At 59.6% G+C, this 15,269-nt stretch carries 12 protein-coding genes; 6 read left to right on the top strand and 6 right to left on the bottom strand.

Annotation, left to right across the window (positions count from 1 at the left end; all coding sequences use genetic code 11):
• Positions 1 to 46: 46 nt before the first annotated feature.
• Positions 47 to 1,699, bottom strand: a complete 1,653-nt coding sequence (locus IFU31_RS11680) for a GMC family oxidoreductase (RefSeq protein WP_192059275.1) — start codon at positions 1,697 to 1,699, stop codon at positions 47 to 49.
• A gap of 138 nt (positions 1,700 to 1,837) precedes the next feature.
• Here IFU31_RS11680 and IFU31_RS11685 point away from each other — a divergent pair, with 138 nt between their 5' ends.
• A complete protein-coding gene (locus tag IFU31_RS11685) occupies positions 1,838 to 2,725 on the top strand; it encodes a LysR family transcriptional regulator (protein ID WP_192055181.1) in 888 nt (295 codons plus the stop codon).
• Between the two features lie 100 nt (positions 2,726 to 2,825).
• Here the strand turns inward: IFU31_RS11685 and IFU31_RS11690 are convergent, their stop codons facing one another.
• The 5 genes from IFU31_RS11690 to dnaA form a co-directional block, all read right to left on the bottom strand.
• Positions 2,826 to 4,163 (bottom strand): MFS transporter, encoded by a 1,338-nt coding sequence (locus IFU31_RS11690; RefSeq protein WP_192103042.1) that lies wholly within the window; start codon positions 4,161 to 4,163, stop codon positions 2,826 to 2,828.
• Between the two features lie 231 nt (positions 4,164 to 4,394).
• Complete coding sequence (gene gyrB, locus IFU31_RS11695) at positions 4,395 to 6,812, bottom strand: DNA topoisomerase (ATP-hydrolyzing) subunit B (RefSeq protein WP_122480045.1); 2,418 nt, start codon at positions 6,810 to 6,812, stop codon at positions 4,395 to 4,397.
• 4 nt (positions 6,813 to 6,816) lie between these two features.
• Positions 6,817 to 7,920, bottom strand: coding sequence for a DNA replication/repair protein RecF (gene recF / locus IFU31_RS11700; RefSeq protein WP_192103044.1), 1,104 nt, complete (start codon positions 7,918 to 7,920; stop codon positions 6,817 to 6,819).
• An 11-nt stretch (positions 7,921 to 7,931) separates the two neighbouring features.
• Entirely contained in the window at positions 7,932 to 9,035 is a 1,104-nt protein-coding gene (gene dnaN / locus IFU31_RS11705; RefSeq protein ID WP_122480043.1) for a DNA polymerase III subunit beta, read from the bottom strand.
• Between the two features lie 38 nt (positions 9,036 to 9,073).
• A complete protein-coding gene (dnaA, locus tag IFU31_RS11710) occupies positions 9,074 to 10,582 on the bottom strand; it encodes a chromosomal replication initiator protein DnaA (RefSeq protein WP_192103046.1) in 1,509 nt (502 codons plus the stop codon).
• A gap of 623 nt (positions 10,583 to 11,205) precedes the next feature.
• Here dnaA and rpmH point away from each other — a divergent pair.
• From rpmH to mnmE, 5 genes are all read left to right on the top strand, one after another.
• Complete coding sequence (gene rpmH, locus IFU31_RS11715) at positions 11,206 to 11,340, top strand: 50S ribosomal protein L34 (protein WP_043192020.1); 135 nt, start codon at positions 11,206 to 11,208, stop codon at positions 11,338 to 11,340.
• A gap of 13 nt (positions 11,341 to 11,353) precedes the next feature.
• The gene (gene rnpA, locus IFU31_RS11720; RefSeq protein WP_049860458.1) at positions 11,354 to 11,758 is read left to right on the top strand and encodes a ribonuclease P protein component; all 405 of its coding nucleotides are present in this window, start codon (positions 11,354 to 11,356) and stop codon (positions 11,756 to 11,758) included.
• Positions 11,751 to 11,996, top strand: a complete 246-nt coding sequence (gene yidD, locus IFU31_RS11725) for a membrane protein insertion efficiency factor YidD (RefSeq protein WP_082223633.1) — start codon at positions 11,751 to 11,753, stop codon at positions 11,994 to 11,996. The genes rnpA and yidD overlap by 8 nt, the downstream gene beginning before the upstream one ends.
• Before the next feature lie 2 nt (positions 11,997 to 11,998).
• Positions 11,999 to 13,684: a membrane protein insertase YidC gene (gene yidC, locus IFU31_RS11730; protein ID WP_192050259.1), complete on the top strand. Its 1,686-nt coding sequence runs from the start codon at positions 11,999 to 12,001 to the stop codon at positions 13,682 to 13,684.
• A 79-nt stretch (positions 13,685 to 13,763) separates the two neighbouring features.
• The gene (gene mnmE / locus IFU31_RS11735; RefSeq protein ID WP_122480039.1) at positions 13,764 to 15,134 is read left to right on the top strand and encodes a tRNA uridine-5-carboxymethylaminomethyl(34) synthesis GTPase MnmE; all 1,371 of its coding nucleotides are present in this window, start codon (positions 13,764 to 13,766) and stop codon (positions 15,132 to 15,134) included.
• The last annotated feature ends 135 nt before the right edge of the window (positions 15,135 to 15,269 follow it).

A 15,269-nucleotide genomic window follows, 5' to 3' on the forward strand; every position in this document is an offset into this window, starting at 1 on the left:
TGTTGTTGTTCCACTGTTGCCTTTTCCGAGTACTGCCTGCACTCGGTCAAATCGTTTCCGGCACCTGCAGCGCAGTGGCCGGCACGGCCTCCAGCGGCTGCGGATGCAGAATCATCTGCGCTGCCTTTTCTGCAATCATCACCGTCGGTGAGCAGGTATTGCCCGAGACGATTTCCGGCATGATCGACGCGTCTGCCACACGCAGACCCTGCACGCCACGAACCTTGAGTTGCGCATCCACCACCGCCAGGGTGTCGTTGCCCATGCGACAGGTACCGGCTGGATGAAAGATAGTCGTTCCTATGCGTCCTGCTGCCGCGCGCAGCGCTTCTTCACTCTGCACGTCCGCGCCTGGCAGGTATTCCTGCGGGGCAAAGCCTTGCAGGGCCGAGCCCTGGACGATCTTGCGCGTCAGGCGTATGGCATCGACCGCCACCTGCACGTCGTCGGGATGGCTGAGATAGTTGGGATCGATCAACGGCGCTGCGTCCGGATCGGCAGAGCTGATGTCCACCCGCCCGCGGCTCTTGGGCCGCAGGTTGCAGACCGAAGCGGTAAACGCAGGAAAGCGGTGCAGCGGCTCGCCGAAGCGCTCCAACGACAGCGGCTGTACATGGTATTGAAGATTGGGGGAGGGCTGCTCGGGGCTCGAGCGCACGAAGGCGCCCAGTTGACTCGGCGCCATCGCCAGCGGCCCGCTGCGGTCGTACAGGTAGCGCACGCCCATGCCGAACTTGCCCCACAGGCTGTTGGCAACCTGGTTGAGAGTGCGCGCGTTGCTGACCTTGTACACCAGCCGCAGCTGCAGATGATCCTGCAAATTGCCACCCACGCCAGGCAGCTCGTGCTGCACATCGATACCCAGGCGTTCGAGCAAGGGCCGGGGGCCAATGCCGGAGCGCTGGAGAATGTTTGGCGAACCGATGGCGCCGGCGCACAGAATGATCTCACCGCGCGTCTCGAACCGATGGTCGGCGCCCTGCCAGCGGGCAGCCACCGCATGGGCACGGCCGTCTTGCAGCAGCACCTTGTCCACCCGCACGCCCGTATGCACCGTCAGATTCGACCGCTTCAGCGCAGGGCGCAAGAACGCCTTGGTCGAATTCCAGCGCACCCCGGACTTCTGATTGACCTGGAAGTAACCGCAACCCTGGTTGTCTCCGGTGTTGAAGTCTTCGATGCTGGCGATCCCGGACTCGGCCGCCGCACTGCGGAAGGCGTCGAGAATGGGCCAGCGATAACGCTGCTGCTCGACTCGCCACTCGCCCTGGGCGCTGTGGAACTCGGAGTCGCCGGCATGATGGTTTTCGCTCTGGCGAAACAGCGGAAGAACGTCTTTCCAGCCCCAGCCGGGATTGCCTTGGGCCTCCCAGCGATCATAGTCGCTGGACTGGCCGCGCATGTAGATCATGCCATTGATCGACGAGCAGCCGCCGAGGACCTTGCCGCGAGGGTAGTTGAGGCTGCGGCCGTCGAGGCCTGGTTGTGGCTGGGTCTTGAAACACCAGTCGGTGCGGGGATTACCGATGCAGAACAGATAACCGACCGGGATGTGGATCCAGGCATAGTTGTCCCGGCCACCTGCCTCGAGCAACAGCACCTGTACCGAAGGGTCGGCCGACAGTCGATTGGCAAGCAGACAACCTGCAGGACCTGCGCCGACAATGATGTAGTCATAGACGGATGGGACTGATGGCATGGTGTACTCCGCGCCGTTTTATTGTTCTTGTCGTTCCCCATGTTATTGATTAGCTTCGTGGTGAAAACTAAAGATTTCACCCAGGGGCTGAGCGTTTTCGCACAGTCCAGAGCGCAGTTGATTAACAAGGGAAAATCAATGTTCGACTGGAACGACCTGCGCTTCTTTCTCGAGCTGCAACGCAGCGGCCGATTGCTGACCGCTGCCAAGCGCCTGCATACCACGCACAGTACGGTCGCCCGGCACATCGAAAGCATCGAGCGCCACCTGGGCACGCCGCTGTTCGTGCAGAACGCCCACGGCTACGAACTGACCCCGGCGGGGCAGACGCTGCTCAAGCACGCCGAGGCCATGGAGAACCTGGCCCTGCGCGCGCAGGAGGACATTACGCAGTCATTCAATCCGCTGGGCAAGATCCGCCTGGGCGTCACCGAAGGCATCGGTATCGCCTTCATCACACCGCGTCTTGGTGAGCTGTTCAGGCGTTATCCAGGCCTGGAGGTCGAGCTGGTGGCCGTGCCGCGCTTTGTCAGCATTCTCAACCGCGAAGCCGAAATCAGCGTGCACCTCGAGCGTCCCAATGCCGATCTGCTGATCACCCGCAAGCTCACCGACTACAACCTGGCACTGTATGCCAGTGCCGATTACCTGGCTGCTGCCGAGCCGCTGCGCAATCGTGAAGACCTGGCACAGCATCGCTGGATCGGCTATGTCGATGACCTGCTGTTCAGCCAGGAGTTGTTATTGCTCAACAGCTTCTGTCGCAATCCGGTCGTGGCCTTTCGCAGCACCAGTGTGCTGGCTCAACAGGAGGCTGCATGCATCGGCCTGGGCATCGCCGTGTTGCCCGTGTACATGGCTGCCAAGGATCCACGGCTGGTGCGCGTACTGCCCGACGAAACCATCCAGCGCAGTTACTGGATCAGCACCCGACGCGAACTGCACAAATCGGTACGGCTGCGCGTGGTCTGGGATTTCCTCCTGCAACTGTGCGCCGACCAGCAGGCTACCTTGCTCGCCACCTGAAACCCATGCCCGGCTCCCACATGGCACTGAATGTTGCCTTCATGTGGGAGCGGGCTCTGCCCGCGAAGACGCCAGCCGAGTCGCCATAGATCCAACCGGCTCAAACAACCACCGGCTGCCCACCATGAACAGCTTCTCCCGCATCGCCATGCAGGGAAATCTTCGACGTCTCCGGCAGTGCCAAGCCACCGGCGAGCGCCAGCACCGAAACCGCCATCAAGTAAAACGCTGGCGACAGGTTGCTCCCCGTCATACCGATCAACCAGGTCGCCATCAGCGGCGCCGTTCCGCCAAACACCGTGTAGGCGAGGTTGTAGGTGATAGCCGAAGCCGTGTAGCGGGTTCGGGTCGGGAATGTCTCGGACAACAGTGCTGCAGTCACCACACCACTGAGCACTGCACCGACCGCCAGCATCATCACCCCGATGACGGAAGCGACGAACGAGCCTGAGCTGGCGAGCAGGAACGACGGATACACCACCGAGATGATCAACACCCCAGCGGTCCCCACCGTTACCCGACGCCCGACCTTGTCGGAGAATGCTCCCGCAACGGGACACATCAACGCGGCAAACACCAAGGCGATCACCGAGATCAACAACGCCGTGGCCCGGCTCAAGCCACCCACCACCTGCAGATAAGTCGCAAAGTAGGTAGTGAACATATAGAAGGAGAGGGCGGTCAGCGACACGAATGCACCCAGGCACAGGATCGCACCACCGTGGCTGCGTAGGGTGTCCTTGAGCGGTGAATGGGCAACGTCGTGTTCTTGCTTGACCGCCTGGAACGCTGGCGTTTCATCCAGCCGCCAGCGCAGGTAAAGCCCCACCAGGCCCAGCGGCGCCGCTATCAGGAACGGCACCCGCCAACCCCAGCTGGCCATCGCCTCGGGCGACAGCGAAGCGTCCAATGCGTAGGCCATTACCGCAGCACAGGCAAACGCGCTGAAGGTCGACACCGGGATGAAGCTCCCATACCAGGCACGTTGGGTACGCGGCGCATGCTCCATGAGATAGGCACAGGCGCCGGCATACTCACCGCCGGCAGAAAAACCCTGAGCGCAGCGAATCAGCGTCAGCATGATCGGCGCAGCAATACCGATGGCGGCATAGGTGGGCAACAAACCGATCAGCGTCGTTGCACCAGCCATGAGCAGAATGGTCATGGCCAGCACCTTCTTGCGCCCGATTCGGTCGCCGAGCATGCCGAAAACGATACCGCCCAGGGGCCGGAACGCAAACGCCACGGCGAACACCGCAAAGGTTTTCAACAAGCCCGTGGCAGCGTCACCACTGGGGAAGAACTGTTGGGCAATGGCCGTGGCCAGAAACCCGTAGACGGCAAAGTCGAACCATTCCACGAAGTTGCCCACGGCAGCGGCGCAGATCACCTTTTTCAACGTCGCGGGAGATACCCGCCCCTCCAATGCATGGTCCATTAGCTTTACCCCTGTGCAAACGTGACGAGCCATTGATTATCGGGCGCGGGCTGTGACACTCCTGCCGAAAAGCGGCATTGACGTAGTCATGCCCGCAGCGCACCTGCAATAAGCCTGCGCAAGATCCACGCCAGGGCCGTTCGTCCGTTCTCGGCGTGAGGCATTGGATACGCACACCCATAAAAAAACCCCGGGCCAAGGGCGCCGGGGTTCGGTGGGTGGGTCCAAGCCTCAGAAATCCAGGTTCGACACTGCCAGTGCATTGCTCTCGATGAACTCGCGACGAGGCTCGACCGCATCACCCATCAGGGTGTTGAAGATCTGGTCGGCGCCGATCGCATCCTCAATGGTGACCTTGAGCATGCGTCGCACGCTTGGGTCCATCGTGGTTTCCCACAACTGGTCTGGGTTCATCTCACCCAGACCTTTGTAGCGCTGGATAGTATGACGCTTGGTGCTTTCGGTCATCAGCCACTCAAGGGCTTCCTTGAACTCGACCACGGCCTTCTTGCGCTCGCCCCGTTTAACGTAGGCGCCTTCGTCCAGCAGACTGGCCAACTGTGCGCCCAGAGCGGTCACAGTCTTGTAGTCGTTGCTGCCGAAGAAATCGCGGTTGAAGGTGATGTAGCTCGCCAGGCCGTGGGAGGTAATCTCCACCTCTGGCAGCCAGACGTTGCGCTCACGGTCTTCACGCAGACTGGCCTTGTACACCAAGCCCGATTTCTCGCTGGTGCGCAGACGTGCGTCGAACTTGGCCAACCAAGCCTGCATGGCCTCGTGGTCGCCCAGCTGCTCGAGTGCCACCGCCGGCAGGTACACGAAGTGCTCGGTCAGCTCCTGCGGGTACAGACGCGACAGACGCTTGAGCGTCTTCATGACCATACGGAAATCGTTCACCAGGCGCTCCAGCGCTTCCCCGGAAATACCGGGCGCCGAATCGTTGAGGTGCAGGCTCGCATCTTCCAGGGCCGACTGCGTCATGTACTCCTCCATGGCGTCGTCGTCCTTGATGTACTGCTCCTGCTTGCCCTTCTTCACCTTGTACAACGGCGGCTGGGCAATGTAGATGTAACCGCGCTCGATCAGCTCAGGCAACTGACGGAAGAAGAAGGTCAGCAACAAGGTACGGATGTGCGATCCGTCAACGTCGGCATCGGTCATGATGATGATGTTGTGATAGCGCAACTTGTCGATGTTGTACTCTTCGCGACCGATACCGCAGCCCAGTGCCGTGATCAAAGTGCCCACTTCCTGGGAAGAGATCATTTTGTCGAAGCGTGCCTTCTCGACGTTGAGGATCTTGCCCTTGAGCGGCAGGATCGCCTGGGTCTTGCGATTGCGGCCTTGCTTGGCCGAACCACCGGCGGAGTCACCCTCCACCAGGTAGAGTTCGGAAAGGGCAGGGTCCTTCTCCTGGCAGTCGGCCAATTTGCCTGGCAGGCCAGCGATGTCCAATGCACCCTTGCGACGGGTCATCTCGCGCGCCTTGCGGGCAGCTTCACGAGCACGGGCGGCGTCGATCATCTTGCCCACCACGGCCTTGGCTTCGTTCGGATTCTCCAGAAGGAAATCCGAGAAGTACTTGCCCATCTCCTGCTCGACCGCAGTTTTCACCTCGGACGAAACCAGCTTGTCCTTGGTCTGCGAGCTGAACTTGGGGTCCGGCACTTTCACCGAAATGATTGCGGTCAAGCCTTCACGCGCATCGTCGCCAGTGGTCGAGACCTTGTTCTTCTTGGCCAGGCCTTCCTGCTCGATGTAGTTGTTCAGGTTGCGTGTCAGCGCCGAGCGGAAGCCCACCAAGTGAGTTCCGCCATCGCGCTGGGGAATGTTGTTGGTGAAGCACAACAGGTTTTCGTTGAAGCTGTCGTTCCACTGCAGTGCCACTTCAACACCTACGCCGTCGTCGCGTTGCACATTGAAGTGGAACACCTGATTGACGGGCGTCTTGTTGGTATTGAGGTATTCGACGAATGCCCGCAGACCGCCTTCGAACTTGAACAGCTCTTCCTTGGCGGTGCGCTCATCCTTCAGCAGGATACCCACGCCAGAGTTGAGGAAGGACAATTCGCGGATTCGCTTCGCCAGAATGTCCCAGCTGAAGTGGATGTTCTTGAAGGTGTCGGCCGATGGCTTGAAGTGGATCTTGGTACCGGTGGTTTCGCTTTCACCGACGATTTGCATCGGCTCCTGCGGGACGCCATGCACGTAGAACTGCTCCCACAATTTCCCAGCGCGACGCACTGTCAATTGCAGGCTTTCAGAGAGTGCGTTCACCACGGACACACCAACGCCGTGCAGGCCGCCGGAAACCTTGTACGAGTTATCGTCGAACTTACCACCAGCGTGCAGCACGGTCATGATGACCTCGGCCGCAGATACGCCTTCTTCCTTGTGCACATCCACTGGAATGCCGCGACCGTTGTCGGTTACGGAAATGGATTCGTCTGGATGAATGGTGATGGTGATTTCATCACAGTGGCCGGCCAGTGCTTCGTCGATGGAATTGTCCACCACCTCGAAGACCATGTGGTGCAGGCCGCTACCATCATCGGTGTCGCCGATGTACATACCGGGACGTTTGCGTACGGCATCAAGCCCTTTCAGCACCTTGATGCTGGAGGAGTCGTACGTTTGGTTCTCGCTCATGCCTTCACTCCCGATGATCGTGGGTCTGGGTAATACCGCCATGTTCCACGTGGAACACGGCAACTGGCGTTTCCGTTTGCCAGCCTTCCCTCAATAATTCTTGATCCACACAGGTGATGAACACCTGGCAGCGTAATTCTTCCAGCAAGCGGCACAATGCGCGACGATGTTTCTCGTCCAGTTCGGAGGGCAAATCGTCTACCAGATAGATGCATTGCCCTCGGCGGGCCTGGCCTACCAGATGGCCCTGGGCAATGCGAAGTGCGCATACCACCAGCTTCTGCTGACCGCGCGACAATATGTCGGCCGCATTATGGGCGCCCATTCTGAGGCGAAGATCAGCACGTTGAGGTCCAGCCTGGGTATGCCCCATCTGCTGGTCTCTCAACAGCGAACCTGCCAATACATCGGCAAGTTCGCGATCCTTGTCCCAACCTCGGTAATAGCTCAGCGTCAACCCATCGAGCTGCACCAACTCGGCGAGTGTCTGTTCGAACACAGGCTTCAGCGCCTTGATGTAAGCACGGCGGTACTCGTCGATTTCTGCACTGGCAAGACGGAGTTCACGGTCCCACGCCGCTTGCGAAGCAACGTCAAGTGTACCATGCCGAAGCCACGAGTTCCGTTGCTTCAAGGCCTTCTGCAGGCGCTGCCAGGTCGACATGAAGCGAGGTTCCACGTGGAACACACCCCAGTCGAGAAACTGTCTGCGAATTTTAGGCGCGCCTTCCAACAGCCGAAAGCTGTCGGGATTTATCAACTGCAGCGGAAGTATCTGGGCAAGCTGGGCTGCGCTTCGCGCATTCTGGCCATCTATGCGAATGGTGAAATCGCCTTGGCGCTCTCTGGATATCCCCAGATTGCTCTGTCCACCTTCGGCCAGTTCAACTTGCCCGAACACCGTAGCGCTCGCCTGATCGTGCTGGATGATCGGCACCAAGCGCGTACTGCGGAAAGATCGAGCCAGACCCAGCAAGTGAATGGCTTCCAGAACACTGGTCTTGCCACTGCCGTTGGCGCCATAAAGAATGTTGATGCGCGGGGAGGGGGAGAAGGTCACCGGGTGCAGGTTGCGCACCGCAGTGACTGTGACGCGGGTAAGGGACATTCAGGCAGGGGTCAGAGGCGCATCGGCATGACGACATATGCCGAGTCGTCGTTGTCCGATTCCTGCACCAAGGCGCTGCTGTTGGAATCGGACAGAATCAGGCGCACCTGCTCCGTCGTCATCACGCCCAGCACGTCGAGCAGATAACTGACGTTGAAGCCGATCTCCAGCGCGCCACCGTTGTAGTCCACGGCCACTTCTTCTTCCGCTTCTTCCTGCTCAGGGTTGTTGGCCTGGATCTTGAGCTGACCGGCCGCCAGTTGCAAACGGATGCCGCGGTACTTTTCGTTGGACAGAATAGCGGTGCGGCTGAATGCTTCACGCAATGCCTGGCGATCTCCGACCACCAACTTGTCGCCACCTTTGGGCAACACGCGCTCGTAGTCGGGGAACTTGCCATCGACCAGTTTGGAGGTGAAGGTGAACTCACCGGTGGTAGCACGGATGTGGTGCTGGCCCAGCACGATGCTGACGTTGCCATCAGGCTCGGTCAGCAGGCGGGCCAGCTCCAGGATACCTTTGCGCGGCACAATGACCTGATGCCGATCGGCCTGGCCAATGTCGGCTTGCATCGAGCACATGGCCAAGCGGTGTCCATCGGTTGCGACGGCGCGGATGATACCTGCCGATACTTCCAGCAGCATGCCGTTGAGGTAATAGCGAACGTCTTGTTGAGCCATGGCGAAACTGGTGCGCTCGATCAATCGGCGCAGCTTGCTCTGGACCAGGCTGCACGTCAGCGAACCCGGGCCTTCCTCGACCGTCGGGAAATCATTGGCCGGCAATGTCGACAAGGTAAAACGGCTGCGCCCGGCTTTGACCACCACCTTCTGTTCATCGACCTTGATGTCGATCAGGGCGTCGTTGGGCAAGCTCTTGCAGATGTCCATCAACTTGCGCGCGGGCACCGTGATCTCGCCAGGCTCGGCGGGCTCTTCCAGCTGTACGCGGCCAACCAGTTCCACTTCCAGGTCGGTACCGGTCAGGGACAACTGCTGCCCCTGAACGACCAGCAGCACGTTGGAAAGCACAGGCAAGGTCTGGCGGCGTTCGACGACGCCGGCGACCAGCTGCAGGGGTTTCAACAGGGCTTCGCGTTGAATGGTGAAATGCATGGTCTAGTCCCTTGCCTCAAAAGCTGCGTAGTGAATGTTCACGTGGTCAGGGTACGCAGCAGGTTCTTGTAGTCCTCGCGGATATCCGCGTCGGATTCCTTGAGTTCGTTGATCTTTCGGCAGGCGTGGAGCACGGTGGTGTGATCACGGCCACCAAACACATCGCCGATTTCCGGCAAGCTGTGGTTGGTGAGTTCCTTGGACAAGGCCATGGCCACCTGCCGCGGCCGCGCCACCGAGCGTGAGCGTCGCTTGGACAGCAGATCGGAAATCTTGATCTTGTAGTACTCGGCCACCGTGCGCTGGATGTTATCCACACTCACCAGCTTGTCTTGCAGTGCCAGCAAATCCTTGAGCGACTCGCGGATCAGCTCGATGGTGATTTCGCGGCCCATGAAGTGCGAGTGCGCAATGACGCGCTTGAGTGCACCTTCGAGTTCGCGGACGTTGGAGCGAATCCGCTGGGCGATGAAGAACGCCGCATCATGGGGCAACTCAACCTTGGCCTGATCCGCTTTCTTCATCAGGATCGCGACTCGCGTCTCTAGCTCCGGCGGTTCAACCGCCACCGTCAAACCCCAGCCAAAGCGCGACTTCAGGCGCTCTTCGAGCCCTTCGATTTCCTTTGGGTAGCGGTCGCTGGTCAGGATGACCTGCTGGCCGCCCTCGAGCAGCGCATTGAAGGTATGGAAGAACTCCTCCTGGGAGCGCTCCTTGCGAGCGAAGAACTGAATGTCATCGATCAGCAGCGCATCGACCGAACGATAGAACCGCTTGAATTCGTTGATCGCGTTCAGCTGCAACGCCTTGACCATGTCGGCCACGAATCGCTCGGAATGCAGGTAGACGACCTTGGCATTCGGATTCTTCTTGAGCAGATGGTTACCCACAGCATGCATCAAGTGCGTTTTACCCAGACCCACACCGCCATAAAGGAACAGCGGGTTGTAGCCATGCTTGGGGTTGTCCGCAACCTGCCAGGCAGCGGCACGCGCCAGTTGGTTGGATTTACCTTCGACGAAGTTTTCGAAGGTAAAGGTGCGATTCAGATAGCTGGTGTGCTTGAGCGCACCCTCTACCTGCACGGTGCGCTGCTCGGCGCGCACAGGGGCCGGTTGCGAACTGGCACCGGCCATGGGGTCGAAGCTGTCTCGCGACGGTTCTTCACTGGCCGCCGAAGGCTTGGAAACGGCCTCTACAGGCGCAACTGCAGGCACGGCAGTCACCGGGGCCGCCTGCGCCTGGCTTGCCGCTGCAGAGGCTGCCAGCGGGGCGTTGAATGCAGCGCGGGGCGTCGAGCTGCGGCGGCTGCCGATCAGCAACGAAAGCGCCGGCGCGAGTCCGTTGCCGTGCTCACCCAACAGTTCGAGAAGTCGTGTCAGGTACTTCTCGTTTACCCAGTCCAGCACAAAGCGGTTGGGCGCGTAGACCCGCAACTCGTCGCCTTCGGCTTCGACCTGTAGCGGACGGATCCAGGTGTTGAATTGCTGGGCAGGCAGTTCATCGCGCAGGAGTTCCACGCACTGCTGCCAAAGTTCCACTGACACAGGTATCCCCTGAATTGAAAGCCGGTAAGGCAAAAACAACCCCCATTGTACCGACGCTCAGCACACTTATCCACATGTAGGTCCGGCCACTGGCCTGGAAAGCGTGAAAAAACCGCTGTTCAATGCCTCGAAATCTGATTCCTGAGCTCTGTGGATAACCTGGCTTGAGATCTATGCACAAGTGGGGGTTGAGATCTGTGGATAACAGCCCTGTGGATATCCTCGTCTTTAATCCACAGGTTGTCCTTAGCATCGACACAGGCGCAGCACCTCTTCTGGACAGGGTTGCGAATCCCCAGGACGTACGGGCAGCAAGGGCTGAAGGTAGTTATCCACAGAAAAGGGCCTCACTAAGATCTATAAGCATTACAGAAAAGCTTTAAATAAGTCCCTTCTCTATTTCTATATTTGATCGGCTCTGGTGTGTCATACGGCGGCTTGGAAACAGGAGGCGGATGAATCGAAGGTGAGGGTCGATGTCTACGTGCAGCGCAGGGTTCTGATAAACGATGCAAAAGTAATAGCTGGTTGGAAATTGACCTTCTGCCGCGCTTTCACTAGAATCGCCGGTCTCTTAAAACGGGGTCCATTCCGGCCCGTTGTGGACGAACCAGGTAACAACCATGAAACGTACTTTCCAACCCAGCACCATCAAGCGCGCTCGCACTCACGGTTTCCGTGCCCGCATGGCTACCAAGAACGGCCGTACCGTCCTGTCGCGTCGTCGCGCCAAGGGCCGCAAGCGTCTGGCAGTTTGATCCTTCGGCACAGGTGGTGAGTCAGGACTACGGTCGGGAAAAGCGTCTGCTGACAGCCCGGCATTTCAAAGCAGTCTTCGACTCGCCGTCTGGCAAGGTACCCGGCAAGAACTTGCTGCTCCTTGCGCGTGAGAACGGCCTCGAACATCCCCGTCTAGGGCTGGTCATCGGTAAAAAGAGCGTCAAGCTCGCCGTTCAACGCAATCGCTTGAAACGTTTGATGCGTGACTCGTTCCGTCTGCACCAGGACATACTGGCTGGCTGGGACATCGTCATCGTCGCGCGCAAAGGTTTGGGCGACGTGGAAAACCCTGAATTGCATGAGCATTTTGGCAAGCTCTGGAAGCGCCTTGCACGTAACCGGCCCGCTCCAGTGGTGAAGACCGAACCTGCAGGAGTGGACAGTCAAGATGCGTAAACTGGCAATCGTTCCGATCCAGTTCTACCGCTACGCCATCAGCCCTCTCATGGCGAACCACTGTCGTTTTTATCCCAGTTGCTCTTGCTACGCGCTCGAAGCCATCGAGATCCACGGCCTCTTGCGTGGAAGCTGGCTGACCGTTCGTCGCCTTGGCCGCTGTCACCCATGGAATGCCGGTGGTTTCGACCCGGTTCCAGACGCCCCATCACCCCGTTCTTCTTCGATAGCCGAGTAATCATGGATATTAAACGCACGATCCTGATCGTCGCCCTGGCAGTCGTGGCCTACGTCATGGTCCTGAAATGGAACCAGGACTACGGTCAAGCCGCCTTGCCGACTCAGAATATGGCTACCCAGAACCCGACCCCGGCATTGCCGGAAACGGTACCGGGCACCAACACTCAAGCCAGTGCCGATGTACCCAGCGCCAATCCTGATGCCAATCTGCCTGTGCCGACCCCTGTCGTGGTCAGCAAGGACCTGATCTGGGTCAAGACCGACGTGCTCAACTTCGCTATCGATCCTACCGGTGGTGATATCGTCCAGCTGAACCTGCCCGAGTACCCTCGGCGCCAGGACATGCCGAACATTCCATTCCAGTTGTTCGACAACGGTGGTGAACTGACCTACCTGGCCCAGAGTGGCCTGACCGGTGCGAACGGCCCGGATGCGCGTTCCACTGGGCGCCCCGTGTACAGCGCCACGCAAAAAAGTTATCAACTGGCCGAGGGTCAGAACCAGCTGGTAGTCGACCTGACCTACAGCGACAACGGCGTCAACTACGTCAAGCGCTTCACGGTCGACCGCGGCGAATACGACCTGAAAGTCGGCTACCTTGTGGATAACCAGAGCGCGCAGAACTGGAGCGGGAACATGTTCGCCCAGCTCAAGCGAGACAACAGCTCTGACCCATCGTCGACTACGGCCACCGGTACCGCGACCTATCTGGGTGCTGCCCTGTGGACAAGTGGCGAGCCGTACAAGAAAGTGTCGATGAAGGACATGGACAAGGCCGGCCTCAAGGAAACCGTGCAAGGTGGTTGGGTAGCCTGGCTGCAGCACTACTTCGTGACGGCCTGGATCCCTGCCCCCGGTGACAGCAACAACGTCATGACGCGCAAGGACAACCAGGGCAACTACATCATCGGCTACACCGGTCCGACGTTGTCCGCCGCACCAGGTGGCAAGGTCGAAACCACAGCCACCCTGTATGCCGGTCCGAAGGTACAGGACAAGCTCAAGGAGTTGTCCCCAGGCCTGGAGCTGACCGTCGACTACGGCATCCTGTGGTTCATCGCACAACCGATCTTCTGGCTGCTCAAGCACATCCACGCGATCCTGGGTAACTGGGGCTTCTCGATCATCTGCCTGACCATCCTGATCAAGCTGCTGTTCTTCCCCTTGTCGGCCGCCAGCTACCGGTCGATGGCGCGCATGCGCGCCGTTGCGCCGAAACTGGCATTGCTCAAGGAGCAGCATGGCGACGATCGCCAGAAGATGTCGCAGGCCATGATGGAGCTGTACAAGAAAGAGAAGATCAATCCGCTGGGTGGCTGCCTGCCGATCCTGGTGCAGATGCCGGTCTTCCTGTCCCTGTACTGGGTACTGCTGGAAAGCGTCGAGATGCGTCAGGCACCTTGGCTGCTGTGGATAACCGACCTGTCGATCAAGGATCCGTTCTTCATCCTGCCGATCATCATGGGCGCGACCATGTTCATTCAGCAGCGCTTGAACCCAACGCCTCCGGATCCGATGCAGGCCAAGGTGATGAAGATGATGCCGATCGTGTTCACCTTCTTCTTCCTCTGGTTCCCGGCCGGCCTGGTACTGTACTGGGTAACCAACAACACCCTGTCGATTGCCCAGCAGTGGTACATCACGCGCGGTATCGAGAAAGCTGCGGCAAACAAACCTGCCGTTTAACGGGTTGCTCGACTAACCTGTGCACAAAGCGCCCCCTCGTGGGGCGTTTTGCTATCTGAAATTCGACCGGAGTATCTGCATGAACGTCGTTCGCGAAACCATCGCTGCCATTGCCACAGCCCAAGGTCGCGGTGGAGTGGGGATCGTGCGTATCTCCGGACCACTGGCCAGCGCGGCTGCCCAGGCGATCATCGGCCGTGTGCCAACGCCTCGCTACGCCCACTACGGCCCGATGCTCGACGCGCAGTGCCAGGTCATCGACGAGGGCCTGAGCCTGTACTTCCCCGGGCCCAATTCGTTCACCGGCGAGGACGTGCTCGAGCTGCAAGGCCACGGTGGGCCTGTGGTGATGGACATGCTGCTGCAGCGTTGTCTGCAACTGGGCTGCCGCCTGGCACGTCCGGGCGAATTCAGCGAGCGTGCATTCCTCAACGACAAGCTCGACCTGGCCCAGGCCGAGGCTATTGCCGATCTCATCGAAGCCAGTTCAGCCCAGGCGGCGCGCAACGCTGTGCGTTCGCTGCAAGGGGCGTTTTCCCGCCGTGTGGATAACTTGACCGAGCAGCTCATCGCGTTGCGTATCTACGTCGAGGCCGCCATCGACTTTCCCGAGGAGGAAATCGATTTCCTCGCCGATGGTCATGTACTGAGCCTGCTCGACAAGGTACGTGGCGAGTTATCCACCGTGCTGCGGGAAGCCGGGCAGGGGGCCTTGCTGCGTGATGGCATGAACGTGGTCATCGCCGGTCGACCGAATGCCGGCAAGTCTAGCCTGCTCAACCTGCTGGCCGGACGCGAAGCCGCGATCGTGACGGAGATTGCCGGCACGACCCGGGACGTGTTGCGCGAACATATCCACATCGATGGCATGCCGTTGCACGTGATCGACACTGCGGGGCTGCGCACCACAGCCGATGAAGTCGAGCAGATCGGCGTGCAGCGAGCGCTGAAGGCCATTGCCGAGGCCGATCGTATCCTGCTGGTGGTGGATGCGACGGCCGCCGAAGCGGCCGACCCGTTTGCGCTCTGGCCGGAGTTCCTCGAGCTCACGCCCGATATCGGCAAAGTCACGGTGATTCGCAACAAGGCGGACCTGAGTGGGGAACCCATCGGCCTGCAGCAGGACGGCGACGGACACGTCACCTTGAGCTTGACTGCCAAGGGGGCGGGCGAGGGGCTGGAGTTGCTGCGCGAACACCTCAAGGCCTGCATGGGGTACGAACAGACCGCAGAAAGCAGCTTCAGCGCACGTCGACGTCACCTCGAAGCCTTGCGCCATGCCGGCGACCACCTTGACCATGGACGTGATCAATTGACCCTGGCCGGTGCCGGCGAGCTGTTGGCCGAAGACCTGCGCCTGGCGCAGCAAGCCTTGGGTGAAATCACCGGAGCATTCAGTTCAGATGATCTGCTGGGACGCATCTTTTCGAGCTTCTGCATCGGCAAGTAGGCGTGCAAGCACCGCCACCACCCGCGCGTGAAACTGATAAACAGCCGCCTTTCGAGGCGGCTTTTTTTTATACATGCTTCAGGAGCCCTGTGGAAAAGCCCGCCTGAGCCAGGTTGATAAGCGGGTCCGAAAGCT

Origin of the sequence: Pseudomonas sp. CFBP 13602 (assembly GCF_014842725.1) — a bacterium.
Lineage (GTDB): Bacteria > Pseudomonadota > Gammaproteobacteria > Pseudomonadales > Pseudomonadaceae > Aquipseudomonas > Aquipseudomonas baltica.

Bases quoted from the DNA above. Each gene is read 5' to 3' on its own strand.
- mnmE (WP_122480039.1), top strand. From the start codon at position 13,764: ATGAACGTCGTTCGCGAAACCATCGCTGCCATTGCCACAGCCCAAGGT.
- IFU31_RS11690 (WP_192103042.1), bottom strand. From the start codon at position 4,163: ATGGACCATGCATTGGAGGGGCGGGTATCTCCCGCGACGTTGAAAAAG.
- dnaN (WP_122480043.1), bottom strand. From the start codon at position 9,035: ATGCATTTCACCATTCAACGCGAAGCCCTGTTGAAACCCCTGCAGCTG.
- rpmH (WP_043192020.1), top strand. From the start codon at position 11,206: ATGAAACGTACTTTCCAACCCAGCACCATCAAGCGCGCTCGCACTCAC.
- yidD (WP_082223633.1), top strand. From the start codon at position 11,751: ATGCGTAAACTGGCAATCGTTCCGATCCAGTTCTACCGCTACGCCATC.
- IFU31_RS11680 (WP_192059275.1), bottom strand. From the start codon at position 1,699: ATGCCATCAGTCCCATCCGTCTATGACTACATCATTGTCGGCGCAGGT.
- recF (WP_192103044.1), bottom strand. From the start codon at position 7,920: ATGTCCCTTACCCGCGTCACAGTCACTGCGGTGCGCAACCTGCACCCG.
- gyrB (WP_122480045.1), bottom strand. From the start codon at position 6,812: ATGAGCGAGAACCAAACGTACGACTCCTCCAGCATCAAGGTGCTGAAA.
- IFU31_RS11685 (WP_192055181.1), top strand. From the start codon at position 1,838: ATGTTCGACTGGAACGACCTGCGCTTCTTTCTCGAGCTGCAACGCAGC.
- yidC (WP_192050259.1), top strand. From the start codon at position 11,999: ATGGATATTAAACGCACGATCCTGATCGTCGCCCTGGCAGTCGTGGCC.